The organism is uncultured Campylobacter sp., from assembly GCF_937980635.1.
In the GTDB taxonomy this organism is placed as follows: domain Bacteria; phylum Campylobacterota; class Campylobacteria; order Campylobacterales; family Campylobacteraceae; genus Campylobacter_B.
Map to the genome: position 1 here is coordinate 1 of NZ_CALJPG010000019.1, position 26,868 is coordinate 26,868.

General features: G+C 48.8%; 29 protein-coding genes and 1 pseudogene. 12 read left to right on the forward strand and 18 right to left on the reverse strand.

The window, feature by feature from the left end; genetic code table 11:
* The 9 genes and pseudogenes from Q0460_RS03770 to Q0460_RS03810 form a co-directional block, all read right to left on the reverse strand.
* A pseudogene (locus tag Q0460_RS03770) lies at positions 1–239 on the reverse strand (aminoacyl-tRNA hydrolase); the annotation flags it as partial.
* Between the two features lie 8 nt (positions 240–247).
* Positions 248–784 carry a 50S ribosomal protein L25/general stress protein Ctc gene (locus Q0460_RS03775; RefSeq protein ID WP_297964461.1) on the reverse strand — a complete coding sequence of 179 codons (537 nt, stop codon included), beginning with the start codon at positions 782–784 and terminating at the stop codon, positions 248–250.
* 247 nt (positions 785–1,031) lie between these two features.
* On the reverse strand, positions 1,032–2,249 hold the full coding sequence (locus Q0460_RS03780) for a type IV pilus twitching motility protein PilT (RefSeq protein ID WP_005869553.1): 1,218 nt from the start codon (positions 2,247–2,249) through the stop codon (positions 1,032–1,034).
* Positions 2,249–3,256 (reverse strand): transaldolase, encoded by a 1,008-nt coding sequence (locus Q0460_RS03785; protein ID WP_299085062.1) that lies wholly within the window; start codon positions 3,254–3,256, stop codon positions 2,249–2,251. The genes Q0460_RS03780 and Q0460_RS03785 overlap by 1 nt, the downstream gene beginning before the upstream one ends.
* Entirely contained in the window at positions 3,249–3,872 is a 624-nt protein-coding gene (gene serB / locus Q0460_RS03790; protein ID WP_299085065.1) for a phosphoserine phosphatase SerB, read from the reverse strand. Before serB ends, Q0460_RS03785 begins: the two co-directional genes overlap by 8 nt.
* 31 nt (positions 3,873–3,903) lie before the next feature.
* Entirely contained in the window at positions 3,904–4,638 is a 735-nt protein-coding gene (locus tag Q0460_RS03795) for a metallophosphoesterase (RefSeq protein ID WP_299085068.1), read from the reverse strand.
* A 42-nt stretch (positions 4,639–4,680) separates the two neighbouring features.
* Positions 4,681–5,688, reverse strand: coding sequence for an N-acetyl-gamma-glutamyl-phosphate reductase (gene argC / locus Q0460_RS03800; RefSeq protein WP_299085071.1), 1,008 nt, complete (start codon positions 5,686–5,688; stop codon positions 4,681–4,683).
* 1 nt (position 5,689) lies between these two features.
* The gene (gene greA, locus Q0460_RS03805) at positions 5,690–6,181 is read right to left on the reverse strand and encodes a transcription elongation factor GreA (protein ID WP_299085074.1); all 492 of its coding nucleotides are present in this window, start codon (positions 6,179–6,181) and stop codon (positions 5,690–5,692) included.
* Positions 6,182–6,229: 48 nt separating this feature from the next.
* Positions 6,230–7,417, reverse strand: coding sequence for a lipid-A-disaccharide synthase (locus tag Q0460_RS03810; RefSeq protein WP_299085077.1), 1,188 nt, complete (start codon positions 7,415–7,417; stop codon positions 6,230–6,232).
* Positions 7,418–7,485: 68 nt separating this feature from the next.
* Here Q0460_RS03810 and Q0460_RS03815 point away from each other — a divergent pair, with 68 nt between their 5' ends.
* The 10 genes from Q0460_RS03815 (at position 7,486) to Q0460_RS03860 (ending at position 14,868) form a co-directional block, all read left to right on the forward strand.
* Positions 7,486–7,986: a hypothetical protein gene (locus Q0460_RS03815; RefSeq protein ID WP_299085080.1), complete on the forward strand. Its 501-nt coding sequence runs from the start codon at positions 7,486–7,488 to the stop codon at positions 7,984–7,986.
* A 391-nt stretch (positions 7,987–8,377) separates the two neighbouring features.
* The gene (gene surE, locus Q0460_RS03820) at positions 8,378–9,157 is read left to right on the forward strand and encodes a 5'/3'-nucleotidase SurE (RefSeq protein WP_299085083.1); all 780 of its coding nucleotides are present in this window, start codon (positions 8,378–8,380) and stop codon (positions 9,155–9,157) included.
* Entirely contained in the window at positions 9,150–9,818 is a 669-nt protein-coding gene (locus tag Q0460_RS03825) for a ThiF family adenylyltransferase (RefSeq protein ID WP_299085086.1), read from the forward strand. The genes surE and Q0460_RS03825 overlap by 8 nt, the downstream gene beginning before the upstream one ends.
* Before the next feature lie 134 nt (positions 9,819–9,952).
* Positions 9,953–10,102, forward strand: a complete 150-nt coding sequence (locus Q0460_RS03830; RefSeq protein WP_299085089.1) for a hypothetical protein — start codon at positions 9,953–9,955, stop codon at positions 10,100–10,102.
* Between the two features lie 400 nt (positions 10,103–10,502).
* Positions 10,503–11,000 carry a nitroreductase family protein gene (locus Q0460_RS03835; protein ID WP_299085092.1) on the forward strand — a complete coding sequence of 166 codons (498 nt, stop codon included), beginning with the start codon at positions 10,503–10,505 and terminating at the stop codon, positions 10,998–11,000.
* A gap of 2 nt (positions 11,001–11,002) precedes the next feature.
* Positions 11,003–11,854 (forward strand): ModD protein, encoded by an 852-nt coding sequence (gene modD, locus Q0460_RS03840; protein ID WP_299085095.1) that lies wholly within the window; start codon positions 11,003–11,005, stop codon positions 11,852–11,854.
* Positions 11,855–11,970: 116 nt separating this feature from the next.
* Positions 11,971–12,672 carry a molybdate ABC transporter substrate-binding protein gene (gene modA, locus Q0460_RS03845; protein ID WP_299085098.1) on the forward strand — a complete coding sequence of 234 codons (702 nt, stop codon included), beginning with the start codon at positions 11,971–11,973 and terminating at the stop codon, positions 12,670–12,672.
* On the forward strand, positions 12,669–13,337 hold the full coding sequence (locus tag Q0460_RS03850) for a molybdenum ABC transporter permease (RefSeq protein ID WP_299085101.1): 669 nt from the start codon (positions 12,669–12,671) through the stop codon (positions 13,335–13,337). The genes modA and Q0460_RS03850 overlap by 4 nt, the downstream gene beginning before the upstream one ends.
* A gap of 65 nt (positions 13,338–13,402) precedes the next feature.
* Entirely contained in the window at positions 13,403–13,948 is a 546-nt protein-coding gene (locus Q0460_RS03855; protein WP_299085104.1) for a superoxide dismutase family protein, read from the forward strand.
* A 398-nt stretch (positions 13,949–14,346) separates the two neighbouring features.
* Positions 14,347–14,868 (forward strand): DUF1104 domain-containing protein, encoded by a 522-nt coding sequence (locus Q0460_RS03860; RefSeq protein WP_299085107.1) that lies wholly within the window; start codon positions 14,347–14,349, stop codon positions 14,866–14,868.
* An 86-nt stretch (positions 14,869–14,954) separates the two neighbouring features.
* On the opposite strand, the gene Q0460_RS03865 is transcribed toward Q0460_RS03860, so the two are convergent.
* Positions 14,955–15,197, reverse strand: coding sequence for a hypothetical protein (locus tag Q0460_RS03865; protein WP_299085110.1), 243 nt, complete (start codon positions 15,195–15,197; stop codon positions 14,955–14,957).
* A gap of 161 nt (positions 15,198–15,358) precedes the next feature.
* Between Q0460_RS03865 and Q0460_RS03870 the strand changes: the two genes are divergently transcribed.
* Positions 15,359–16,021 (forward strand): response regulator transcription factor, encoded by a 663-nt coding sequence (locus tag Q0460_RS03870; protein ID WP_299085113.1) that lies wholly within the window; start codon positions 15,359–15,361, stop codon positions 16,019–16,021.
* A gap of 18 nt (positions 16,022–16,039) precedes the next feature.
* Positions 16,040–17,137 carry a HAMP domain-containing sensor histidine kinase gene (locus Q0460_RS03875; RefSeq protein ID WP_299085167.1) on the forward strand — a complete coding sequence of 366 codons (1,098 nt, stop codon included), beginning with the start codon at positions 16,040–16,042 and terminating at the stop codon, positions 17,135–17,137.
* A gap of 263 nt (positions 17,138–17,400) precedes the next feature.
* On the opposite strand, the gene Q0460_RS03880 is transcribed toward Q0460_RS03875, so the two are convergent.
* The 8 genes from Q0460_RS03880 to Q0460_RS03915 form a co-directional block, all read right to left on the reverse strand.
* The gene (locus Q0460_RS03880) at positions 17,401–17,580 is read right to left on the reverse strand and encodes a hypothetical protein (RefSeq protein WP_299085116.1); all 180 of its coding nucleotides are present in this window, start codon (positions 17,578–17,580) and stop codon (positions 17,401–17,403) included.
* A gap of 482 nt (positions 17,581–18,062) precedes the next feature.
* On the reverse strand, positions 18,063–18,659 hold the full coding sequence (locus tag Q0460_RS03885; RefSeq protein ID WP_299085119.1) for a phosphoesterase: 597 nt from the start codon (positions 18,657–18,659) through the stop codon (positions 18,063–18,065).
* 82 nt (positions 18,660–18,741) lie between these two features.
* On the reverse strand, positions 18,742–20,235 hold the full coding sequence (locus Q0460_RS03890; protein WP_299085122.1) for an RNA ligase: 1,494 nt from the start codon (positions 20,233–20,235) through the stop codon (positions 18,742–18,744).
* A gap of 550 nt (positions 20,236–20,785) precedes the next feature.
* Complete coding sequence (locus Q0460_RS03895; RefSeq protein WP_299085126.1) at positions 20,786–21,826, reverse strand: isoaspartyl peptidase/L-asparaginase family protein; 1,041 nt, start codon at positions 21,824–21,826, stop codon at positions 20,786–20,788.
* A 412-nt stretch (positions 21,827–22,238) separates the two neighbouring features.
* Positions 22,239–22,676, reverse strand: a complete 438-nt coding sequence (locus tag Q0460_RS03900) for a DUF417 family protein (protein WP_298977291.1) — start codon at positions 22,674–22,676, stop codon at positions 22,239–22,241.
* 188 nt (positions 22,677–22,864) lie between these two features.
* The gene (locus Q0460_RS03905; RefSeq protein ID WP_299085129.1) at positions 22,865–24,136 is read right to left on the reverse strand and encodes a thiamine-phosphate kinase; all 1,272 of its coding nucleotides are present in this window, start codon (positions 24,134–24,136) and stop codon (positions 22,865–22,867) included.
* A gap of 699 nt (positions 24,137–24,835) precedes the next feature.
* Complete coding sequence (locus tag Q0460_RS03910; protein WP_299085169.1) at positions 24,836–25,111, reverse strand: EexN family lipoprotein; 276 nt, start codon at positions 25,109–25,111, stop codon at positions 24,836–24,838.
* A 196-nt stretch (positions 25,112–25,307) separates the two neighbouring features.
* The gene (locus tag Q0460_RS03915; RefSeq protein WP_299085132.1) at positions 25,308–26,774 is read right to left on the reverse strand and encodes an aldehyde dehydrogenase family protein; all 1,467 of its coding nucleotides are present in this window, start codon (positions 26,772–26,774) and stop codon (positions 25,308–25,310) included.
* Between the last annotated feature and the right edge of the window lie 94 nt (positions 26,775–26,868).

Here is a 26,868-nt window from a genome sequence, read left to right on the forward strand (position 1 = left end):
CGCTCCGGTTTGTAAAAATCGTTCACCGCCTTTACGGAGTTGCCGCTTAAGTTCATAAAAGTTTGGGGTTTTAAAAGAAGAAGCGAGCCCTTTTTAAAGAGCTCGCCTTGGAATTTAGACGAACCGAGCTCGCTAAAGCCGCCCGTCTTTAAAATTTCGTCGATTAGCATAAAACCGACGTTGTGTCTGGTGTCTGCGTATTTCTGAGCAGGATTCCCAAGTCCTGCGATCAGTATCATAGGCGCCCCTATTTAGCCGAAGTAACTCCGACTACCGCTACCGAGCCGTCTAGGATGATGCTGACGCCCTCTTTTACCGGAATGTCGCGGATCAAAAGCGAATCGCCTACGTCAAGATCGGTTACATCGAGCGTAAAATCGTTTGGTAGATCTTTGCCTGCGCATTTTACGGCGATACGGCGCTTGGATTGCACCAAAATACCTTTGTTTTTTAGCCCTTTAGCGACGCCAGTTACCTTAACCGGCACTAAATATTTGCTTACGACGTCATCCTGAACTACGCGCAAATCTACGTGAGTTAGGGTGTTTGTGACGGGGTGCTTTTGGTATTCTTGCACGATGACGCGATATGTCTTACCGCCTACGCTAACCTCGAAAGGAAGATCCTCTTTCGCGCGCATGGCTTTGATAAAGTCGTTTACTTTAAACGCTGCGTTAATATTTTCAAATCCTTTCGCATAAATATTAGCGATTAGATAACCATCTCGTTTTAGGGATTTTGAAGCCCTTTTACCGATACTATCTCTAACGATACCTTCTAACATTAGGTTTCCTTTGTGAAAAAATGAAGCGTGATAATAGCTAAATGTTGCTTTAAATCTATTTAAGCGCCACGATGAAATTTAGAAGTAAAGCCGCACGGAATTTAGCCGATTAAATTTACGCTAAATCCCACAAAGCACGGCATATTTGTACGCAATAGGACAGACGAATTAAATTCCGCCTGCGCGGCGGCAGGCAGAATTCTTTAAAATTTTAAATTGCAAAATTTAGAATTTTAAAATTTACGACTTAGCGGATCTCTTTTAGCTGTACGACTTCGCCTGCGAGCATCTCCTCGGCGCTCTCTCCGGATTCCGCCGCCAAATCCCTTTTTTTGGCAAGATCCACGTTTTTTATCTGCAGATCGAGATCGTTTCGCTTAGAGGCCTTATCCAGCGCCTCCTCACGGGTGATGACGCCGTCTCTATAAAGATCGAGCAGGTGCTGATCGAAGGTCTGCATGCCGTAGGTGTTGCGACCGTCGGCAATCGCGTCAGGAATTTCATCGTCGCGCGCATCAAGTATCATATCCTTAATACGGGTGTTTTTGCGTAGAATTTCAACGACGGCTACGCGCTTTCCCTCGATAGTACGGGCAAGGCGCTGAGATATGACCGCCTCTAAGACGGATGCGAGCGTCATTCGGATACGCTCCTGCTCGGCCTGCTCAAACATCGCAATGATTCGGTTTACCGTCTCTTTCGCATCAATGGTATGCACCGTCGAAAACACTAAGTGACCTGTTTCTGCGGCGTGAAGTGCGGTCTCGATCGTCTCCAAATCGCGCATCTCGCCCACGAATATTACGTCTGGATCCTCTCGCAGTGCTGCGCGAAGCGAATCGGCGAAGTTGTTGCAATCCTCACCGATAGCGCGCTGATTGATGATGCATTTATCGTCTTTAAATACGAATTCCACGGGGTCTTCGATCGTAACGACGTGGCTGGTTCTTTGCCTATTTATGCGGTTTATCATGCTCGCGATCGTTGTTGTCTTTCCGCTTCCCGTAGGTCCCGTAAGTAGCACGACGCCGCGCATAGCCGTGTCGCAAATATCTTTGATCGAAGGCGGTAAACCTAGATCGTCGATCTCTGGAATTTTAACCGGGATCGTTCGGAAAACCGCGCTGATACCGTCGATCTGAAAGAAAATATTAACGCGGAAGCGATAATCTTCGTTTAACTTGTAGGTAAAATCCACGCTCTTTTTCTCGATAAGCTCAGGAAAGCGCGTGATGAGAAGCTCCTTAGCTAGCGTCATCGCGTCTTCTTTCAAAAATGGCGTCTTGCTAAATTTTACTAACTCGCCGTGGATACGACCTCTAATAACCGCGCCCGATTTTATATGAAGGTCGCTACCGCCATTTTGGATCAAAAATTCCAGATATTTATTTAGCCTATCTCGCTGCTTAAAATCCAGCGTAGAAGCGTCAACTTGATACTGCGAATAATCTATAGAACCCGCCATCATTTCTCCTTTTTAAGTGTTTTTATTATCTCTTTAAATGCCTCTTCAAAGGCCGCCAGTCCGTCATCCAGCAGCTTTTTATACGCCTTTTTCATATCGATTTTTGCCTCCGCTACGCGAGCGAAAAATTCCTCTATCTGCGCGTCGCTAGGCGGCATTTTGGGCTTTTGATCGCCGCTTACGAAAGCCTCTATCGTCTCAAGCGGCGCGGTGTTTACGCAGTTCGGATACATCAGCTCGCTTACGTAGTAATCCTTCGGCAGATCGTCTCCTTTTACGCCCGTGCTCGCAAACAGCGGCTTAGCGTAGCTTAAACCCTCTGCGGCTATGATATTATAGCACTTCGCGGCGTTCATTATGCCGATTTTGCCGCTAGGAAGGTCCGCCGCGGCCATTTTTTCATCCAGTAACCTATCGAAGCGGCTAACGAAGATGCTAATTACGGTTTTTGGTAAATTTGCTTTCGGGAAGTAGCGACGAAAGCCCGCGATCCCCTCTTTTATCGCCTCGATACATTTTGCGGTCTGCTCGGGCGAAAAAACCAAGGTCGCGTTTACGCTGATCCCCTTTTTTAGCAGATCGCGCATCGCTTCATAGCCCGCCTTCGTAGCGGGGATTTTTATCATTACGTTTGGCATGCCGATCGTGCTATATAGGTGCTTGCCCTCGCGGTACATCGCCTCGGCGTCGTCTGCAAAACATGGGTCAACCTCGATGCTCACGAAGCCGTCATCGCCGTTGATAAAATTTTTAAGCAAACTCTCCGCCGCGCTCCTGATGTCTGCGGTGGCTAAAATTTCATACAGCTTTTTAGGCTCCTTTTTTCTAAATTCCTCTTTGGCCGCATCGTATGCGGAGGAGCTTAGGATCGCGTTTTTAAAGATTGTGGGATTGGAGGTAGCGCCGTTAATTATGCCTTTTTTGATCAGCTCGTCGAAATCTTTATCGATAAAATCGCGCTCCAAAAAGTCGCACCAAAGGCTGAAATTTAGGGCTTTATCATACATATTTCATAATCTCCTTCAAATCCTTTTTCTCAATGCAGACGCTCGCCTCGCTTTTTAAAATTTCATTCGCGCAAAAGGCGATTTTAAGTCCCGCCTCGCGAAACATCGAAACGTCGTTCGCGCCGTCTCCTACGCATATTACTTCGCTCGTCTTTAAACCCATCAGCGATTTAAGCTGCGCTAGCATCTTGCCCTTGGAGTAGCCGAACATCATCTCTCCGCCGAAAAGCCCGGTTAAAATTCCATCCTTTTCATGCAGATAGTTTGCAAAGCTCGCATCAAAGCCAAGCTTTTTCTGCGCGGCGTCGGTAGCGAGATGAAATCCGCCGCTAAAGACGATCACCTTTATGCCTTTATTTTTCAGATACGCGATGATCTCGCTAGCACCGCAAACAAAAGGCAGGCTTTCCGCGATAGCTTTAGCATCGCTAAGCTTCATTCCCTTTATCAGCGCCACGCGCTCGCTAAGGCTCTCGAAAAAATCAAGCTCGCCCGCCATCGCGCGCTTTGTAATTTCGCTAACTTGTCGCTGTGTGCCCATTTTAGCGGCGAAAAAACCTATCGTCTCGCCGTCCATCAGCGTAGAATCAAAGTCGAAAACACAAAGCTTTATCATAAATATCCTCGCAAAAATTTAGGAATTATAGCTAATTTAAGTTTAAGTTTTTTGGAATTAGCATAAATTTTTCGCTTTTTGCGACCTCGTAAATTTTGCTCTCAGCCCCGAACGAGCACAAATTTATATATTTTTTCTCGCCGAAATATAAAATTTCATCTTGATGATAGTGCCCTTCGATGATTAAATTTGCCGCGTAAAAATCGATCTTCGGCGCGATTATATCCTTAAAATCGGGCATTTTTTTGTATAGGTTTTTCTCCTCTTGCGATTTTAAGATCATCTTTGAAATTTTAAATTTCAAAGCACGATCGAGCAGATCCATAAATTTCAGAAAAGCCCTGTTTCTTAGCGAAAGCAGCGTAAATTGCGTCAGGCGCGGCAAAAACAGATCGCCGTGCGCGATCTGTACCGCTTCGCCGCTCTCGCAGATAAATTTCACGGGCTGCGCGGCGTTTGGATAAACTTTTGCGCGGGGGAAAATTTCGCGCAGATTAAAATCGTGGTTGCCCTCGAAGTAAAAAATTTCGCATTTTCGCGATAGCTCGTTTATTAGCGCGATCTCCTCTTCGTAGAAGCGCTGCACGTAGGTCGTGTTTGCCAAAAAATCAAACATGTCGCCCATCATAAAAATTTGAGGCGGCAGGCTTTGCGCGGAACGCAGCGCGCGCAAGAATTTCAAAAATTGCGGCCTGCTCGCGCCCGCGTGCGCATCGCCGATAAAGATCGCGCCGAGTTTTATCGTCTGAATTTGATCATTTTGCATCTAGGCTCCCGCGCGTTACGGCTTTTGCAAAAAGCTCATCGCTTAAATTCCGTGCGCGATGCGCGGCAGCGCCGTGGCTTCGGCGAATCCGCACATTAAATTTGCGTTTGCGACCGCCTGCGACGATGCTCCGCGCAAAAGATTATCGATCGCCGAGTTGATCCAAATTTTATCGCCCGCAGTTTTTACAAAAATATCGCAAAAGTGCGTTCCTACGACGTTTTTTATACTCACGGGCTCATTTCTTACGCGCACGAAAGGCTCGTTTTCGTAAAATTCCCGCAGCACCGCCTCTGCGTCCACGCTCTTTTGCAGCACGCCGAACGCGCTAACCAGCATTCCGCGCGTAATCGGCAGCAAATTCGGCACGAAAAGCGTGCTAAATTCGCCGCCTTTTAAAATTTGTAGCTGCTCTTTGATCTCGTCTGCATGGCGATGCAAGATCGGCGAGTAGGCGCCCGCGTTTTCGTTCGCGCTTACGAAATGGCTGCTCGTTTTAAGAGCCTTGCCCGCGCCGCTTACTCCGCTTTTTGCGTCGATAAATACGCCGGTATCCGGATCTAGTAGCCGCACGAACGGCGCGAGCGCCAAAATAGAGCAGGTAGGATAGCAGCCCGGATTTGCCGTAAGGCGCGCGGCGCGGATCTTTTCGCGATTTAGCTCAGGCAGTCCGTAAACGGCGTGGGCTAAATTATGAGGGTCTAAATGCGCGGTGTAATTTTTCTCGTAAAGCTCGCGGCTTAGGCGGTAATCGGCCGATAGATCGACTACCTTGACGCTTTTAAATTTTAAAATTTCGCGGGCAAATTCCATCGCTTTTTCATGCGGCAGCGCCAAAAAAATAAGGTCGCACGCCTTTGCGGCATCGACGGCATCGGCAACTCGTACCGGCATCTGCAAAACTCCGCGAAGTTGCGGGAAAATCTCGCTTATCTCGCCCTGCGTCGAGGCGCCTAAATACGAAATTTCAAAGCCCGGGTGGGAAAGTAGAGCCTTAATCAGCTCAAGCCCGGTATAGCCGCTAACGCCGATGATGCCTACTTTTTTCACGCTAATTCTCAAATTTTATCGGCCTGTATTCGACGCTTAGAATTTCTACATCGCGGGTACCGGATGGAAGCTGAAGCACCACCTCATCGCCCTCTGCTTTGCCTAAAAGCTGGCGCGCGAGCGGCGTATTGATGTTGATGAGTTTTCGCGAGATATCCGCCTCGCTAAGGCCTACGATGACGTAGGTCTCCTCCCGCTCGGTCTCTACGTCCATGAAGGTAACCGTAGAGCCGAATTTTACGCGGTCGTGCTCGTAGGTCGAGGGATCGATGATTTTACTTCGAGAGACGATGTCGCTAAGCTCGGCGATACGCGAGAGCAGAAACGCCTGCTCTTCGCGCGCTGCGTGGTACTCGGCGTTTTCTTTCAGATCGCCGTGTCCGCGCGCGATGTCGATCTGCTGCACGATGTGAGGCAGCTTCACGCTCTGAAGCTCTTTGAGCTCGGAGGTGATCTTTTCATATCCGTAAAGCGTCATTGGTTCTGTCGTCATAATCTTCCTTTCTTTTTATCAAATTATATAAGCTTTAGCCTTAAAATTTTAGCTCGCAGGCTGCGTTAAAATTTTTGCCACGTTTTCGCTGGAGCCGAATTTCAGATAATCTCGCAGCTTCTTGCTCGCAAGTTTAAATTTCGCGGCATCGCAGCGCTCGTATGCGGCGAGTAGGTTTTGCGCGCTTACTTCGGATTGCAAAAGCTCCTCATGCAGCGGCTCCTCGCCCAAAAAATCAAAAATAATATTCGCAAGCCCCACGTGCTTTAGCTTTACGAGCTTTCGCGCTAGCCAAACGTCAAACGCGCGCGCTTTGTAGCACAGCACGAACGGAGTGCCGATGAGCGCCGCCTCAAGCGTCGCCGTACCCGAGCAGATGAAGGCAAAATCGCAATCCTTAAGCGTGGAAGGAGTATCGTTTGCGATGCTAAAGCCCTCTAAAGGCCCGTAAATTTCATCTCTTTGATCCATCAGATGCGGCGGGATTATTAAGACTCGCTCGCTACTTTCAAATTTAGGTACAAGGGCTCTAAAAATCGGCATCAGTCTTGAAATTTCAGCTCTGCGCGAGCCTGGCATAAAGGCGATCTTACCCTGCTTTTCGTAGCTTATTTTTTGAAATTTTATCTCATCAAGCAGCGGATGCCCCACGAAAGAGTATTTTGCGGTTTTGGCACTTTGCTCGCTTGGGCGCGCGGCATCCTCTTTCGGCGTAGCGTCTTTATCTTTTGTTTCTTGTAGTGCAGCGTCTTTGCTCTCCGCTTCTTGCGGCACAGCTCCTTTATCCTCCTCGCAATCTGCGCCGAAAAATTTTGCCTCAAAAGGCCAGATGGAGAGCAGATTGTCGCAAAACGCCTTCAGCTTCTCCGCTCTGCGCGGCTTCCATGCCCAAACCTGCGGCAGGATATAATATGAAATTTCCGCGCGCGCGCCGCTTTCTTTGATCGCGCGAGCAAGCGGCAGATTAAACGCGGGCGAGTCGATTAAAAGCACGCGATCGCATTCCGCCACAAGCCGCGTCATCTGCGCTATCGCACGCTTGGCTTTTAAAATTAGCGGCAGAATTTCTATAAAACCCATCGCCGAAAATTCGCTGCTTTTGTATATCGGCGAGCCCAACTTTTCATCGAAAATTCCGCAAATCTCGCAAGTGGGATCGAGCCTTTTAAGATGCGCTAGAACCTCTTTGAAATGCAGGTTCGCAGAGGGTTCTAGGCAAGAGATTAAATATTTCAAATTTAGCCTTTTAAATTTTTGTTAATTATAGCAAAATGTGCTAAAATTAAGCCGACAAAGGATTTAAGATGAAAAATTTTAAAATTTTAACGCTATGCGGCGCGTTCGTGATGTTGCTAGGCGGTTGCGGCGCGGCTAAATATCAAAAGCGTCAAATCACCGAGGATCCCGCAGTAACGGCGCGTTTTGAGGCGCTTAGTAAGCTAGGCTCGCCCGCACTCGTCGCTAAAGCCGCAGCTAGCGAGATCGCAGCGGACGTAGGCGGTGCAAAACCCCACGTTAAGGTCGCGCAGTTTGCGATCCTAGAAGAAATTAGCGCACAAGGAAGCGATCTGATCTATGCCTACTCGCTAAGCCCTGGCTGGGCGAGCCTGAAAAGCTCCGATCGGCAAAAATATCTCAAATTGCTAACCAAGGATATTACCGAAAATGACTGCAACGCACCTAGTACGCGAGCTTTATTGCGAAGCGGAGTGCGTGAAGTGCACCGATTTTTCTACGATTATCCGAGCTCGCACCTACTTGATTCGCAGGTGAGCGAGGAGATATGCCGCAAAGCAGGGTTATAGATAGTCTCGCGAATTTTATGCCGCAGATTTGCATAGGCGCGAAAGCAAAATTTCGTGGTGTAAAATTTTACGATAATTTAAAAGACAAATTTTGCGGCGAGTTGCGGAGTGCGGTCGCAAAATTTAATTTAAGGAATTTCGAAAACGAAATTTAGGCGATAAAATTGCGTAGCAGGCTATAAAAATTTGTAGCGTAAAGGCGGAATTTTTCTATGAATTTTGCGATCTAAGTTTGTGATGGAATTTTTGCGAAAAAATTTGGCACGATGAAATTTCACGCCGCGCAAACTAAGTAGCAATTTTTGCATAGTAAAGAATTGAGCGCTAGAATTTTTGCAGACGGAATTCCGCCCCGATAGGCCTGTCGCGAAATTTTAGCTAAAGAGAGAATATGAAAGAAATTTTAATCACCAATGACGATGGATTCGAAGCGCGCGGGCTTTTGGAGCTCGCAAGCGCGCTAAGATCGGTCGCAAACGTCACCATCGTAGCGCCAAGCTCGGAGAAATCGGCATGCTCGCACTCGCTCACGCTCACGCGCCCGCTTAGATTTGTAAAGCTCGACGACGGATTTTTCAAGCTCGACGACGCTACGCCCGCAGACTGCGTGTATTTGGCGCTTCGCGCGCTGTATAATCGCAAGCCCGATCTAGTGATAAGCGGCATAAATCACGGCGCCAATGTCGCGGAGGACGTGACCTATTCGGGCACCTGCGGAGGCGCGATGGAGGGGGTTTTGCAAGGTATTCCCGCGCTTGCGGTGAGCCAGTTTTACGTTGCGGACTCGCTGCAGCGATACGGATTTGATCTCGCGTGCGAGCTTGCGGTTGATCTGGTGGGGAAAATTTTCAAAAACGGCTTTCCACTGCCGCCGAAGCAGTTTTTAAATTTAAATGTTCCTGCCGTTTCAAAGCAAGACTTTAAGGGGCTTGTAGTCGCTCCGTGCGGCGAGAAGCTCTACGACACCGACGCGCAGCTAAACCGAGATCCGCGCGGGATGGAGTATTATTGGCTCGGCAAATCTACGCTCAGTTTTGATGCGAGCAGGAACGAAAACAGCGACATTTCGGCGCTTTTTGAGGGGCGAGCGACGCTAAGTCCGATCAAGCTAAATTTGACCGCGCACGAGCAGATGAGCGCGCTAGAAAGGTGGATGAGAAACGATGAGTGAGGTTGTAGTAGACCGCTTTTCGCGCTCGCGCCTACTTTTCGGCGAGGATTTTGCAAGGCTTCAAAGCGCTAAAATTTTAATCTGCGGCTGCGGTGGCGTGGGCGGAGCGGCGATAGAGGCGCTATACCGCAGCGGCGCAGTAAACCTAAGCGTGATCGATTGCGATCGCTTCGAGATCACCAACCAAAACCGCCAGCTCGGCAGCGAGTGCCTAGGCGAGCTAAAATGCGAGGTTTTCGCGCGTAAATTTAAAGGCGTAACGCCGATCGTCGCTAGGATTGATGAGGAATTTTTATCTAAATTTGATCTAGCGCAATTTGATTTCGTAATCGACGCGATCGACGACGCGGGCGCTAAGATCGCGCTTGCGCTGCGCTGCAGCGAGGCGGGCGCTGGCTTCATAAGCTCGATGGGCGGCGCAAAGAGGCTCGATCCCTCTAAAATCGAAATCCGCTCAATCTGGCGTACGCAAGGCGATCCGCTCGCGCGCAAGATCAGATATGAGCTGCGAAAGCGCGGCTTTGCGGGCGATTTTGACGTCGTCTGCTCAAGCGAGCCGCCGCGCGTCAAATCGATGGGCAGCTTCATGGGCGTGACCGCGAGCTTCGGGCTTTTCATCGCAAGCTACGTCGTGCGCAAGCTGATAAGCAAGCAGGCTTAACGCTTAAATTTCATAGCGTTTCGGATTGCGGCTCCGTCTGGTCGGGCTTTGCGGTTAAATTTTAGATATTTTGAGCTTGTGATCCGAGCGCACTTTGCATGCGGTACGGCGCGGCAAGTGCTTTGCGGCGCGCGATGCGGTTAAAATTCAAAGCGACGAAATTTAAATTTTACCCGGCGACGAAGATAAAATTTACTCGACGCGCAGGTGAAATTTCATACGCTGCAAAGGATAAAATTTTATCCGCAAAGATCGGCGCAGGCTCGGCTAGAGATAAAATTTAAAGATCACACAAGCTACGCGTGCATATCTTATCTATAGTATGCGGTGCGCCGTTTTAGCGGGCGCCAAATAGCGGCCTAGGATTAAAATTTAAATAGGCGGGTCGCGAGCTTGCTCGTGAGCGAAATTTTGATTAAATTAAGCTTGCGTGTATATTCTTTACGGCGAATTTTCATAGCAGCGCGGTAAAATTTTATCGCAGTTTTGAGCGCTTTTTGATGCAAAAAGAGGCGCGCTCAGGCAAGCAAAACCAAATTAGCACGCATCGGCCGCCGCGTAGCGCCTAAATAGCGCAACGTGTAAGCAAGGCTCAAGCAAACGCAGCGGCAAGCTTACTTCTAAATTCCATTTTTTACCGCTCGCAAAAAGCGGAATTTAGAAATTTAATTTAAAGGAGCAGCGATGAATGAAATTTTTACACGCACGAGCGTGCGGAGCTTTACCGAGAAAATGCCGAGCGACGATCAAATCGAGCTCGTGCTAAAAGCAGCGATGCAAGCCCCTAGCGCGGGCAACCAACGCTCATGGGAGTTTTACGTAGTGCGCGACCGCACCGCACTTACGCTACTTAGCAGCGTCGGCACCTACGGCGGCTGCACGAAAGATGCGCCGCTTGCGATCGTAGTTTGCACGCGCAAAAGCGGCTTAAAATTCCAGCCCTACGCTCGCTACGACTGCGCTTGTGCAGCAGAAAATCTCTGGCTGGCGGCGCACCATTTGGGGCTTGGCACCACGTGGCTGGGCGTAGCGCCCGATATTTACGCAATGGAGCGCGTAAGAGAAATCTTGGATCTGCCTGGGCATTTAGAGGCGTTTTGCATTATGCCTTTGGGCTTTCCGTCTCGCGTCACAAAGGCGCACTCGCGCTTTGAGCCCGCTAAAATTCACTTCGTAGGCTAGAGATGTTTATTTCGCAGAGTAAAATCGACGATCTTATCGCTAGCGACGGCGCGTTTTTGGACCTTACGACTGAGCTTTTGCAGGACTTTGTGGATTTAAATGCGCCCGCGCGACTTTCGATCATAACGAGGCAGGATCTGATCTTTAGCGGCGGAGGAATCGCGCGCGAAGTAGCGGCGCGCTTTGGTTGCGAGACGCAGTGGCTAGCACGCGAGGGAAGCGCATTTAGCGCGGGAGAGCAAATTTTTAGCGCGCGAGGAAGCTTCGAGAGCTTGCATAAGGCTTGGAAGATCGTTCAGATCGTGTTTGAGTACTCCTGCAAAATTTCTACTTACGCGCACGAGATGGTTGCGCTGATACGAGAGGCGAATTCACGCTGCGTGCTGGGTGCGACGCGCAAGAGCTTTCCTTTTGCGAAGGAGCTTTGCGTAAATGCGCTGATCGCGGGCGGCGGAACGATGCACCGCTTGGGGCTGCACGACAGCGTCCTGTTTTTTTCAAACCATATCCGCGCGTTTGCGAGCTTTAGCGAGTTTTGCGCGCAGATCGCTAAATTTAAAGAGCGCGCGCCCGAGCGAAAGATAATGATCGAAGTAGCGAGCGAGCGCGAATTTAGCGAGCTCTTAAAATACGCGCCTGATGCGATAATGTGCGACAAGATGAGCCCTGGCGAGCTTAGAGCCTGCGTTTTGAAGCGAGATGAGACGGCGCCGCAGATTAAAATTTGCGCCGCGGGCGGTATAAATAAAAATAACTGCGCGAAGTTTGCAGCTACCGGCGTGGACGTGCTCGTAAGCTCAGCGGTTTGGAATCAGGGCGTGTGTGATTTGAGCGGAAAGATAGAATTTATCTAAATATTAAATTTTAAATTTTAAGGCGCGAAAGTCTAAAATATGGAATAAAAACGCAATTTATTAATAAATAAGAGTATATTTTGTAGAATTCTTAAAATTTCAAAAAAAGGATTTTCATGAAAAAAATTGCTTTTATTTTAGCGCTTGCGGCAAGCGTTTCGTTCTGCGCGGATCAGCTGATAATCGCGGCCGGCGGCGGATACAAAAAGCCCGTCTCGGCCGTGATCGAAAATTTGAAAAAAGAGGGCATGGACGTGGCGGGATCGTTTGCTAACCTCGGCCAGCTCGTCATTCAATCGCGCGAGAATAAAATTTCATTCATCGTGGGCGACGAGGCGTTTTTGAAAAAAAGCGATCTAAATATCACTAAATTTGAGCGTATCGGGCGCGGCACGCTAGTTTTAGTAACGCCAAAAAATATTAAAATAAACGACGCCTCCGAGATCGCAAAGTTCGATAAAATCGCGATGCCAGATCCTAGAAAGGCGATTTACGGTATCAGGACGAACGAATTTTTACAAAACGCCAAGATGGAGCCGGTAAAAGATAAAATTTTAGCCGTCGCGGGCGTGCCGCAGGTGGTCGCATACGTAATCAACGGCGAGGTGCAAGCAGGCTTTATCAACAGCACCGAAGCGGTCGCCAAAAAAGATGAGTTCGGCTCGATCATCTACATCGACGAGAGCCTCTACAGCCCCGCATTCATCGGCATCGCAAGGCTTAGCGCATGCGGCGAGCAGGCGCTTTGCGAAAAGGTGATGGAGGAGTTTAAATCGGACCGCTCAAAAGAGATTTTTTTAAAATTCGGTCTTAAATGAGCGATATCGCTTGGATCACGCATCCTTTGCTTTTAAGCGTCAAAGCCCTGTTTTGCAGCTTTTTGCTGCTTATTTCAATAGGGCTAGCAATTTCATATTTTTTAGCTTTCAGCAAAGCCAAATTTAAAAAGATTGTCGAAATTTTAGTGATTTTTCCGCTCATATTCCCGCCGATCGCGACGGGATTTCTGCTTCTTTACATCTTCGGAAAGAGCGGATTTATCGGCTCTGCGTTAAATTTAGACATCGTTTTTAACTTTTCTTCTTTGGTAATCGCCGCATTTTTGGTGGGACTGCCGCTGTTTGTAAAGCCGGTGTGTGCGAGCTTCGAGCTATTTCCGAAAAGCCTAATCGAAGCCGCGCAAATTTTAGGCAAAAACAGAGCTCAAATTTTCCTCTTCGTCATCCTTCCTAGCTCGCTTAAAACGCTCGGCTCCGCGCTTATTTTAGCGCTCTCGCGCGGGCTTGGCGAAGTGGGCATCACGCTGATGCTGGGCGGAAATATCGTGGGTAAAACCGATACGCTAGGTCTTGCGATCTACAATGCCGTGTATGACGGAGAGAACGAGCGGGCGCTGATTTTAAGCGTTTTACTCGTAATTTTCAGCTTGATTTTATTCTTCGCGATAAGTCTTTTAGATAAAAAGCAAAATTTATCTAAATAAGAAAAATTATTTTTTAAGTATTTTTGGATAAAATTGCACTCACATTTCATTTTAAAGGATTTATCATGAAGAAATTTCTAATTTCATCAATTTTAGTCGCAAGCGCCTTGATCGCTCACGAGCACGGCGATATGCAGAATTTCGACCCTAAGACTGGCAAGCACCTCGTCATTGCGATGGAGCAACTAGGCGAGAAGGGTAACGTGAGCGTAGGCGAGGTCGTAGCAGTCGAGACGAACTACGGCGTGGCGTTTTTCCCGAATTTAAAAGGTCTTACTAGCGGCGTGCACGGCTTTCACGTACATCAAAATGCCGACTGCGGCGCGACCGAGAAGGGCTTAGGCATGAAAGCGGGCGGCCACTGGGATCCGAACGACACTAAAAAGCACTCGTTTGCTTGGGATGACGGCGGTCACAAGGGCGATCTGCCTGCGCTTTTCGTTGATGCCGAGGGCAATGCGGTCTATCCGGTGCTAGCTCCGAAGATCAAGAGCCTAGATGAGCTAAAAGGCCACTCGCTGATGGTTCACGTAGGCGGCGATAACCACAGCGACCATCCAAAGCCGCTTGGCGGCGGCGGTGCTAGAATGGTCTGCGGCGTCATAAAATAGGCTTCGTTGCGGATGAAATTTAATCATCCGCGATCTCTAAGCATGTCCGCCCTACGGTTAAATTTACGCGACGAAATTTCGTCGTCCGTAGCGCCGAGATACGCCCGCTTTGCCGTTAAATTTACACGCGGCGGGCTTTAATACAACCTATGCAGCGCGAATTTATGCTAAATTTACGCGCTGCGCACCTCTTGCCTTCCGCTTAAAATTTTAAAATTTAGCCCCGTTTGCCCACATCGTACCTCCGCTCCGTATTTGTAGCAGCGGCGTAAAATTTTCTAAATTTAAATCAAAGCTTTAAATTTACGGCGCCGAGCTATTTTGGCGGCGCGGCTTTACTTAACTTTTTCTTCACGACTTTTTCCTACAATCACGCTAACTTTCACAAAGGAGAGAGAATGAAAAAGATTGTTTTAGCAAGCGTTTTAGTTGCGGGCGTGCTGTTCGCCGCAGATTTTCAAAATAGTACTCCCGAGCAGATCAATGCCTCGATCGCCGGTGCCGACGCCAAGAGCTTAAGCGAAGCGGCGTTTGAGATCGATAAGCGCGCAGGCGAGCTAAGGGCGCAGGCAAGGGATCTTAAGCGCGGATTTAAGACGGAGTTTAAAAAGAAACTGGACGCTATGAGCGTCGAGGATCGCGAGAAATTCCTAGACGAGTTTAGAAAAAACTATAACGCCCAGGCGGGCAAGCTAAGCGTCGAGCAGGCGGATAGGCTGGATATAGAGCTCAAAGACCGCGGCAATTTCGGCAAATTTAAAAGGCCCGCTCATGGGTTCGGTCCGCACAGATCGCGATGGCACCCGGCGAGTGCGCCCATATGCTGCCTAAAGGAATGGGCGGAGGCGCGGGGCGAGCAATGCCGCCGAGAGACGCGATGCCGTGTAATCAAAACGCGGGTGCCGCTGTGTGCCCTATGACGCAGCAATAGCCACCCACGCAAACTATTTAGTTCCGCGCAGCATTTGCGCGGAATTTTACTTTATCAAATCGCGGCGTAGAAATTTTAAAATTTAGCTTTGGAGCCTATGCGGCATAGCGCCGATGAAATTTCGCAAAATTTTATCGGCGCAGGCGAGGTTTTGAAATTCTGCGCCGTAAATTTTATGTTGCGGAATTTAGAATTTCGTAGCGGCGGAATTTTAAAGCCCGGTGTTTTGCTTGTAAATTTTAAAATTCCGCGGCGCGAAAATTTTATATCGTAAAATTTTAGTTTCTTGCGCTGCTCGGCGTGCCTCGCGAACAACAATACTAGGGAGCAATCTTATAAGCCTAAATTTAGTAAGCATACTTTTGAGCCAAGACGCGTTGTTTCGCTGCGATAAAATTTTGCCGTGAAATTTCGCAATTAAATTTTACATGGAATTTCACAGGGTATAATTTCAAAAATTCTATGCAAGGAGGCGGGCTATGGCAAGGGTTTTGATCGTCGAGGACGAGGGGATGCTGCTAGATATGATGTGCACCTATATGCGCGGCGCGGGGCACGAGGTAAGCGGCAGTAAAAGCTACGACGAGGCGCTTTCATTAGCATACGAAAAAAGCTTCGATCTGTGGATCTTCGACGTCAAAATCATCGGTGGCAACGGCTTTGCGCTACTTCGCGAGCTGCGCGAAGCCGGGCGCGGCGCACCGTGTATTTTCACGACGTCGCTAAACACTCTGCAAGACGTCGAAAGCGGCTTTAGAAGCGGCTGCGACGACTACCTCAAAAAGCCCTTTGAGCTAAAAGAGCTAGCCCTGCGCGCGGATAATCTACTAAAGCGCACCTTCGTCCACAACGCCGCCAGACGCGAAAATATCGGCGGAAGCTTTAGCTTCGATATGGCTCAGCACGCGCTTTATCGCGACGGAAGAGCCGTGCCGATGCCGCAGAAGCAGGCGAGGCTTCTCGCGCTACTTCTAAAAAACCGCGATAAGCTCCTTAGCAAAGATGAAATTTTCGCCGCGCTGTGGGACTACGACGAAAGCCCGAGCGAGCTTAGCCTGCGCGTTTATATCGCCGAGCTGCGAAAAATTTTAGGCAAAGATCGCATCATAAACGCATCCAAGCTCGGCTACAAATATGTTTAGGAGCGCGCCGTGTCCAAAATGCGTCAAATTTTACCGATTTTTTTGCTCTACACTCTTACTAGCGTCCTGTTTTTAGCGCTGGTAAGCAGCATATTTTACAAGCGGGAGAAGTTTTTTATCGCGGATCGCGATGCCTTTGCGATCAGAGATTTCAAACACGGCTTAGAGGCTAAGCTCGCTCGCGGCGGGCGCCTAAACGAGAGCGATTTCGATGCCATGCAGGCATACGCGGCGGATCTGAATAGCAGCGATGAGATCGCGCGGGATTTCGAGCCGAGGGACGACGCACCGCGCGTGTATATGGAGGGGCTGAGTAGGATCGAGCAATTTAATCTCACCGCCAAGGACGGCACGGAGTACTACGTAGCGATCAAAACGGAAGCGCTTGAGGGCAAGCTCGCGGAGCTGAAGCTTAAAATTTTAGCCGCAAGCGCGCTTGTTTTGGCGCTTATTTTGTTGATCGCGTATTTTATCATACGCCTTTCGCTGCGTCCGCTTTATGAAAAGATCAAATTTCTAAATGGCTTCATCCGCGACACGACGCACGAGATAAAGACGCCTCTTAGCGTGATTTTAATGAGTATCGAGCTTTTTGATACCGAGCCGAAAAAATATCTAGGCAATATCAAGGTGGGCGCAAATACGATAAACGCGCTGTTTGAGGATCTAACCGCGCTAAGCTTAAACAAAAGCGGCAGCGGACGAGAGGTAAATTTAGGCGAGCTGTTGCAAAGCCGTATCGAATATTTTCGAATCTCTGCGGAGCAAAAGCAAATAAGCTTGAGCGCCGATCTGCGCCCGGTAGCCTTTTGCGCGGATGAGTTTAAGCTGCGAAAAATCATCGATAATCTGCTTGGCAACGCGATAAAATATTGCGATGAGCTCGGCTGCGTCGAGGTGAGCCTGTGCGAGCGTTCGCTTCGTATCAAAAACAGCGGCGCGGGCATCGCACGACAAAATCTGCCGCATATTTTCGAGCTTTACACCCGCTTTGACGAACGTAACGGCGGTTTTGGCATCGGGCTTTTTATCGTGAAAAAATACTGCGACGAGCTCGGGCTTAAAATTTCGTGCGATAGCAACGAGGACTGGACGGAATTTGAGGTGAAATTTTAACTTTACCCAAATGAAATTCTGCGCGAACGAAATTTTAGCGGGCGGGCTTGCTAGGCTTAACCGCATGGGTTTAAATTTAGCTAGCGATTCGTTCGTAAAAATTTGCGCTAGGTTATAATTTGACGGCGGAATTTACGCATGCAATTCGGTCGCGCTCGCAAAATTTCGCCCGCCGGTTTGCAGAATACAAAGCGTAAAATTTTAAGGAATTTCGTGAAATTTTATTTGGACGCGAGCAGAATTACGGCGGCTAGGGATAGAATTTAACGGCAGCTTAGATAAAACCGCGCGCGACAATCGGCGAAATTCCGCGAAATTTCGTCCGCGCACCGGTTGGGTTCGCCCTTGCCCTGTTGCTTCATACACGCCGTATTCATGGCTGCGCAAAAGGCTGTGTCGCTTTGGGTTTTGATACTAAAGAGAACACATATCCTGCTTCTCATTCTTGCCGCTCGGTGCGTTCGTGGACTACGCGCGCGGGTAAATTTAAAATTTAGCTCCGCCCCGTCACGCTGAAGCGAAGCTTTATTAAAACGGGCGGTGCAGCTATTTTAAGCGCGTATCCACTCTTTTAAAGTATGTAGCAAATTTAAAATTTACGCGAGATCAAAGAGCAAACGAGACAAACGAGGCTAAATTTGATCATCTCTCGATGGGCGTTCCTACGACCTTCGTGCTATCTGCCACCTGCTTAAATTTTATCATTTCTCTCCTAGCGGCCAGTAAACGATCGGTTTAGCTCCGAGCCTTGCTTCGCCGATACATGCCGAGCTTATCTTTCGTCCACGCAAAACCTGTGTGTGCGTGCTTATCGATAAAGATGCCGCCGAGCTTTGCCTATCCTCGTATTATGCGGGTGCTTTTGCAAGATGTTGCGGTAGGCTACGCTTAAATCAATGCTGTGGCTGTCCGTGTTTAGCCCGGTTCACAAATATCTTGCCGAGATTTGCCTTTGCCCTAAAATTTGCACGATCTCATCTAGGCTTAAAATTTTGCCGTGCGAGTCAAAGCCTACGTTTAGTATGCGACCCTCTAGGCTGGAAGCGCGGTCGTGTAAGTGTCCGTGAAGCATAAAAGAGCCTTTCGAGGCGTGGTTATGTTCCTCTACGGGATAGTGAAACATACAGATGCTCATACCCGCCTTGCCGTCCTTTATCGCGCCCGCGCCGCCGTCAAAATTTAGCTCCTTGTAGTGCAGGATATCGCTAAAAATAGGATTTCCGTCCTCTTTTAGCTCGCGTAGCAGCGCTTCTTTGTTTTGGCTGATGAGCGTATCGTGGTTGCCTAAAATCAGCACATGCGAGCCGTTTAGCCTACGCGCGACGCTTTTTAGATCCTTTAATTTATTACAAAATGCAAAATCTCCCAGATCATAAACCGTATCCTCGGACCCCACTACGGCATTCCAGAGCTCTATTAGCTTTTCATTCATCTCGCCTACGTCGTTAAAAGCCCTAAATTTAGGGCAGTATTTCATAATATTTGCGTGATAAAAATGCAAATCGGAGGTAAAAAATATCATCATTTTTCCTTTAAGCTTTAATCGCTATATCAAATTTACGCTTTACGCAAATTTGCGCGGCGTCAAATATCCGCGCTAATCGTTAAATTCTTTCTAAAAATTCTTTTATAAAGCCTAGCTTGCCCTGCTCGTCAAGGGATCTGAATTCTCGCTCGTTTGCTTTGATGTGATCGACCAAAGGGTGAAATTCCTCATCAAGCTTGGTTTTATCCAGTTTGCCGGAAAGCGCTTCGTTTTTACTGCGAGCGAAAAATTTATTCACGAGATAATAAGGCGTTTTCATCTTAAAGCAAAAATCGCTCTGGCTTGGGATATACACCATAAAGCCCTCAAATTTCGCCTCTTTGACTATATTTTTAAGCTCCGCAAAGCTCGTTTTTAGATATTGTTCGCCCTCTTTATAAAAAGGTCTTTTTAGCGCGCCAGCGGTGCTTGCGGCGATCTTATCCAGCTCAAATTCGCTCTCTTGCGCGCCGGTTTTAACGTCGATAAGTCCGATAAAAGTCTCGCCAAGCTCCTCTTCCACGATGTGCGGGTCGCTCTCGTCGGTGATCTCAAATAAAAAAGTTTTATTTGGATAGCGTTTGAAAATCTCTTCAAATTTGCAGCAGTGCTCGCGCGTCATCTGTGCAAATCTACTATCGGTCGATCCCGTCGTGGAGTAGATGACGCGGCGGTTAAAGCTCGCGCTACTTTCGTGGGCATCTACGTAGGTGCAACACCCCAAAAAGCCGTTTACCTTTCGCACGGCAAGCACGGGCGTATCGTCTGTGATATCGATAGGATAAAGGCTTTTGCGCGAGGTAAATTCCGAGTAGTTATAGACCTTTTTAAACGGACGTACGATGATATTTAGATTATCGTCCATTATGAGCCCGCGCATCTCAAGCAACGCCTTATCCCAATCGGCTTTGAAAAAGACGCGTTTTGAGTATTTGTATGTGCGGAGCTCGGGATAAAGCTCGCTTTGACGCGCACTCCAGAGCCTTTTATCCTGCGTGGCGGCGATATATTTTTTCGTTACGTAGGTATTTTGCGCCGCATCAAAGGGCAGATCGCGCCTATTTAGAGCCGCCGCGTCTTTAATCTTTTGCGCTACGCTTTGGCTCATAGGATTAACGGGCGGAATCAAAATTTCACCCTCAATTTTGTTGTTTGCGACCTTGATAAACATCGCTATTACCGTATTTTCATCGACGTCGTGCTCGGAGGCAAAGAAATTTTGCATTCTAAAGCATTCAAAAATAAATTCATTTTGGGTGGCTTGCTCTTTTAGGCTTAGCAGCTCTTTGGTGCGCGCACTCACGTTGCTAAGCACGATAAGAACGTCTTTAGCTTTGTTTTCCAGGGCAAATTTATACGCCTGCTTTATCTCGCGGGCGACCTTGCGCTTCGCGTCCTCCAAAAGCTTCGGCGACCAAGTATAAATCCCCGCCTCATCGGTTAAGAACATATCGTTTTCCAGATGATAAATTTGCGCCTGCGGATATTCGTTTTTAAATTCTTTAATTTTCTCTTTTGCAAAAGTCGTTTTACCAGAGCCCGCGTGTCCGCGAACGACTATAAATTTTCTCATTTTACCGCCTTGATTTTATGTGGCGATATTCTACCTGAAATTTGAGCGCTTTGGTATCAAGAAATATGGATTTTGGTAAAATTCAATTTACAGAGCCGAATTTCGCCGCTTAGCTCGCGCGGTTTTGAGGCGCGAATGAGACGGCGCAGCGTCCGTATCTACGAGGGCTTGCTACCGATGCGCGCTTTCTGGCGCGAAATTGAGCGAGGATAAAATTTGCGGAGAAGTCGCTGGACGGCTTAAATTTAAACCTCAAGGCTCAAATTTACAGCAGGATCAAATTTGATCTCTTTATGGCTTATCGAAGCATAAAATTTATTGTTTTGACTGATTTGAATACGATAAAAAGATGGCGATAAATATAAGTTTAAAATTTTAAATAAATAGAAATTTGCGCTTTGTCAAGGTGCTGAAATTAAAATTCGACCAAATTTGCCTTGCCGAAACGCTCGATCGATGAAAGCGCCAAATTTGATAGACGTGCGATAAAAAGCGTATTTATCCTCGCTATTTGATTAAATTTAGCCCCGCAAAGGGGCTAAATTTGCGCTTATTTTTCCCCTAGCGGCCAGTAAACGATCGGCTTAGCTCCGAGCCTTGCCTCGCCGTGATACATACCGAGCTTCTCCTTCGTCCACGCAAAGCCCGTGTGTCCGTGCTTGTCGATCGAGATGATGCCGCCGCTGCCGCCGAGCGCTTTGACCTCTTTTACCGCTTCTTCGGCGGCCTTTTGCACGTCGGAGGTCTTGTATTTATACAGCGCGGAGACCTCGTGCGCGGCGTTTACGCGCATGTAAATATCGCCCGTGCCGGTGCAAGAAACCGCCACAGAGTCGTTGTCGGCGTAGGTTCCAGAGCCTATTATCGGGCTATCGCCGATGCGGCCGGTCATTTTGTTGGTCATGCCGCCCGTGCTGGTCGCTGCGGCTAGGTTGCCGTTTTTATCCAGCGCGATCGCGCCCACGGTGCCAAGATACGGCCGCTCGTGTAAATTTAGCGACGTCTTTTTCGCCTTTTCGCTATCAAGTAGCAACTTTTGCTTCTCTTTGGCCTTTTGCAGCGCGTCGTATCTAAACTGCGTGAAAAAATACTTCTGATCGACCATCTCTAGACCGTTTTCTTTAGCGAGCTTGTCGGCTCCCTCGCCGGCGACTAGCGTATGCCACGTCTTATCCATCACGAGTCTGGCGCCTAGGATAGGGTTTTTGATATGCCGCGCCATCGCGACTGCGCCCGCTTTTTTGGTCGAGCCGTCCATGATCGAGGCGTCGAGCTCGTTAAATCCGTCGGCGGTAAATACCGCGCCCTTGCCCGCGTTAAAATTCGGATCGTCCTCAAGCACCATAATGGCCGCCGTTACGGCATCCATCGCGGTGCCGCCCCGTTCAAGCACGGCTTGACCTGCTAAAAGCGCTTTTTTCATCGGCTCCTCGCGGATTTTAAATTCCTCCTTGGTTAGATCAAGCCCGCTGGTGCCGCCGTGAATGACGATAACTGGGGAAAATTTCTCCTGCGCATTCGCAACCGTTAGCCCGAGCAGGGCCAAACTCGCCGCCATAAAAATGGCCTTTGAGAGTGAAAAGTGCTTCATATCTCATCCTTTCGAAAAAATTGGAGAATTTCTAAGGAATGATATAACTTTGCGCTTTTCGTTTCGCTTAATCAAATGCGAATTCAGCTGGATCTAAATCTAATGCTTTGAGCTTAGGATTAAGCTTCCGTTGTCAAATTTAACGCGACTCAATTTGTGGCATAATCTGATAGGTCGATTTAAATTTTATAATTTTGAGTTTAAGCGTTGGCAAAATTTAACTACCGCAGCTCGATAAATTTCAACCGCACGTCATAAAATTTTAGTGCGTGGCCGTGTTTTAAACGGCGCTACGCAAGCAAGCTCAAGCACGCACCCGCCGGCAAAGCAGGCCTCAAATCAAAAGCCTCAAGCTCGCCGTGCGCGATCATTTAGTGTTGCGTCGGAACCGACGCCAGTATGTTTTGACGGCTCAATCGCAGCTTTTTTCTCCGCGGCAAAGGCGCGCTAGGTCGTATTTTAGCAGCACCAAGCCAAGGCCTAGCAAGAAAAGGTCTTTAAAGATAAAGCCGTCGATCTTGCCTAGCTGCGGCAGTAGGCTGAGCGTGCTCAGCGCCATGACGATTACGATGAGATCGCCCACGATACCCGCCTTCGGCTTGAAAAAGCCCGCGATGAGCGAGAGATAGCCCACGGTCTCCACCACGCCCAAAAAATAGCTCGCGCCGGCGTCCCCGAGCGCTGACGGCAAAAACGAAAGCCACGTCTGTGAAAAGAGCGGCTTTAAAGCCTCTACCTCAAACTCAAACCACTTGTAGTTGCCCATCACGGCAAGCACGATGATAACGGAAAGTCTAGCGAATACAATATCCGCGTCGCCTGCGACAAATTTTTTTACGATCTCCCTCATACGGCTCCTTTGTAAATTTTGTAACGGTATGATAGCGAGCTTGCGTGTAGGCTACGTGAAGGGGCGAAATTTCAAATTCCAAATTCCTCGGCTTCACGAAATTCTGTCCCTCCACAAAATTCCGTGGCTCCGCGAAATTTTAAATTCCATGCCACGCGCCGTAAAATTTAAAGCGGTCGTGGCAAATTTCAAGGCGCGAAGTGATGCGGCGTGCCGCTAAATTCCATCGAGCTTTGCGGCGTGCGCGGGCAAACCTCGGCGATGATATTGATCGCGACGCCCGTTTTAGCGGCAATCGCATAGATTTTAGGCAAAAACTTCGGCGCGAAGCTGAACAAAATCTCGTACTCCTCGCCGCTTTGCAACGCAGCCTCGCTAGGGCGGGCGATCCAGCGCGCACCCACGCCGCTAGCCTCCAGTAAGCGGGGCAAATCCTGCGCGAGCCCATCGCTAATGTCCATCGCCGCGCTGATGAACTTCGCCGCCTTGTAAAAAAACTTATCGCGCAAAACGGGCCTGACGAAGCGCGAATTTTTTGAAATTTTTGCGCGCAGATCCTCGCGCAAGCGATATGAGCCACTACCTGGCACAGGATTTTCGCCTACAGAGCTTTGCGGCGCAGAATTTTCGCATGCGAGGCTTTGCGACGTAGGGCTCTTGCGATTCTCTCCGCTTCGTGACACGGAATTTTGCGCCGAAGCTTCGGCGTTCAGGCTATGCGGCTTGACATACGCAGGAAAAATTTTATCGTCCAGACTTTGCGGCTCAAGGTCCAAAATTTGCATTGCCGAAGTTTCAGCATCCAGATTCTGTAGCTTAGCATGAGCGAGCGAAATTTTATCGCCCGAGCTTCGCACCTCATCGCCAGGATTTTGTGTCGCCGAAGCCTCGGCGTTCAGACCCTGCGACTCATCGCTTGGACCTTGCAGCGACGAAATTTTATCGTCCCAGTTTTGTGTATCCGAGCTAGCGGGCGAAATTTCATCTCTTAAAAGCACCGCCAGATCGCGCCCGACGCCGCCTAGCTCGCCCGTATGCGCGATGAGATCGCCCACGCGCGCGCCGCTGCGAAACACGGGGCGCTTACACTTGCCGATCAGGCTCACGCTAAGCGCGATGCGATCCGAGCCGATCGTGTCGCCGCCGATGATCCGTATGCCCCACTCCCGCGCCGTTTCGCTCACGCCCGCGCACAGCTCGTCGATCTCGCGCGTGCCGATCTCGCGCGGCACCGCAAGCCCCAGCAGGGCGTATTTGGCGCGCGCGTTCGTCGCGATCATGTCCGAGATGTTTACGAGCATCGCCTTTGCGCCGATCTCGCGCAGGCTCAGCCAGCCGCGGCGAAAGTGCACGCCCTCGACAAAAAGGTCCTTGCAATACGCCCGCTCGCCGATTACGGCGCAATCATCGCCGTTAAGCTTCAATCTAAATTTCTCAAAAATATACCGCTCTTTATCCATTGCCCCCTCCGTTAAATTTAGCGTCACACCGCAACCGCGCGAAAGCTAAGAAACCCGAATTTGCGGGTCTTTGTTTAAATTTCGTCGCACATGCGCAGCAGGAGTTTTACGCTCCGCTTTGCAAGATTATAGCGTAAATTTAGATTTTCGCAGCGCGAGTTTGGCTGCGGTTCGGTGCGGCTAGGTAGCAAAATTAGCAATCGCGTGAGTTTTGAGGCTTTGGTGCGGCTCGGTATAACTTGATGCGGACGAGGTCTGCAATAAAACTGCGCGAGTTTATTTCTTGCATGCGCCCACCTGCACGCACTTGCGCAGACACGAACATCGAAAGAAAACCTTAGAATTTTAAAATTTTCCGCGACTTAAAAAATATGGAATTCCAAAATTTTGCGAAAGCCATAGTTTGAAATTTTTAATTTTAGAATTTAACGAGATTGCGAAATTTGAAATTTTAAAATTTAGCGTAGCCGCGGCGAGATTAAATTTAAATGCTGCGTAAGCGCAGTAAGTCAAGTAAGGCTTTTATCAAGCCGCCTACGACAAAAGTCATATCTGATATTTGAACGCATGCGGCTGTAAAAATTGCAAAGAGATTTGAAAAAATTGAAGCTACTTAATGCTCACCATTAAGACTTCAAATCCAACTTCAGGAAAAATATTATTAGCGTATTTGCGCTACTACTTTCAAAAATTTGATTGTTATTTTTTATACTCTTCGCTAATTCGCTCAGGGTGCTTTATATAATAATCTACTTCGTACCAATGACCATTTGGATCTAAATTTTGATCCCTCAAAAACCCTTTCGCCTTGCTTGCATTATTGCACTCTTTATCGTTGATCACGTCTTTTGGCTGCATTTTCTCGCAAAGCTCTAGTTTCGCTTTTGCTTCTAGCGGCGCAAGCAGATAATCTGCAACCGTTTTTTTAGGCTCGTCCTCCTTGCATCCGGTAAGACCTAAACCTACGATAGCCATAAGGCTCAACAAAAAATTCGTCTCATTTTTTCTCCTTTTAAATGGTGACTAATTATATATTCGTTAAACTTAATTTTCGTTTTTTATATTGTCTTTTTGCAGCCGTATATTATATAAAGAGGATTTTGATGAATTACAAGTCAATCGGAATAAAATTTCGGGCGGCGTAAACCGCCCGAGATACCTTCCTAAGCCCTTACTGCTCGTAAAAGCCGCTCGGTTTTGAGATCGTGTCGATGTAGATGTTTTTGGTCTGGGTGTAGTGCTCCAGGATCATCTTGTGCGTCTCGCGACCGATGCCCGATTCTTTGTAGCCGCCAAACGGTGCGCCCGCGTGGATCTGGTTGTAGGTATTGACCCATACACGACCCGTCTCAAGCAGACGTGCGACCGTGAGCGCCTTTGCGATGTCGCGCGTAAATACGGCGCCGCCTAGTCCGTAGAGGCTGTCGTTCGCCATGCGAACGAGCTCGTCTTGATCTTTAAATTTAATCACGACGCCCACAGGACCGAAGATCTCCTCCTGCGCCACGCGCATGTCGTTGCGTACGTCCACGAGTAGCGTAGGCTCGACGAAAGCCTCTCCCGCGCTATGTCGCTTGCCGCCCACGGCGATCTTAGCGCCCTCTTCTACGCCGATTTTTACATATTCTAAAATTTTATCGGCTTGCTTTTTGTTGATCTGGCATCCCATCTGGGTGTTCGGATCGAGTGGATCGCCCACCTTGATGCGCTTAAATTTCTCCACTAGAGCCGGTACGAATTTATCGTAGATGCCCTCCTGCACGAAGATCCTGCTTCCCGCGCAGCAGACCTGGCCTTGGTTGAAAAGGATCCCCAGCTGCACGCCGTCGATCGCAACGTCGAAATCGCAATCGTCAAAGATAATATTCGCGCTCTTGCCGCCAAGCTCAAGCGTAGCAGGGATGATTTTTTGCGCCGCAGCTAGCGCTATGCCTCTACCGACCTCGGTAGAGCCCGTAAACGCGAGCTTATCGAGTCCTTTGTGAGTGCGGACGAACTCGCCTGCCTTACTTCCCTTGCCGGTTACGACGTTGATGACGCCCTTTGGAAGCAGCGGTGCGATTAGGCGGATAAACTCCAAAATGCTGAGGCTAGTTTCGGAGCTTGGCTTAAATACGCACGTATCGCCCGCAGCAATCAGCGGAGCGAGCTTCCACGCGCCCATCAAAAACGGGAAATTCCACGGCACGATCTGTCCTACTACGCCGATCGGTTCGCGCAAAACGACGGATAGATAGCGCTCTTTTAGCATATTCGCGCTGCCCTCTTCGGCTAAAATCACGCCCGCGAAATAGCGAAAATGCTCGATCGACCACGCTACGTCGACCGCGCGCGTCTCGCGGATTGGCTTGCCGTTGTCGATAGTCTCTACGGTGGCGATGAACTCGGCGTTTTGCTCTAGGACGTCGGCGATCTTATTTAGCAGCGCGCTGCGCTCATAAACGCTAGTGCGGCGGAAGCTCTCAAACGCCTTGCGCGCCGCGGCGACCGCTCTATCGACGTCCGCCTTGCTAGCATCTGCGATCTTTGAAATTTTCTCGCCGGTAGCGGGATTAAAAACGTCTAGGCTCGCGCCGCCTTCGGCATCAACGAACTCGCCGTCGATGAAAAGCTTATAGCTTGGTTGGATTGTAGCCATGCTGACTCCTTATATGAAATTTGACAACTACTATTATATATCCGCGGCGGTTAATGCGGCATAAATTTCGGAGCGAAAATCGGTTAAAATTTTG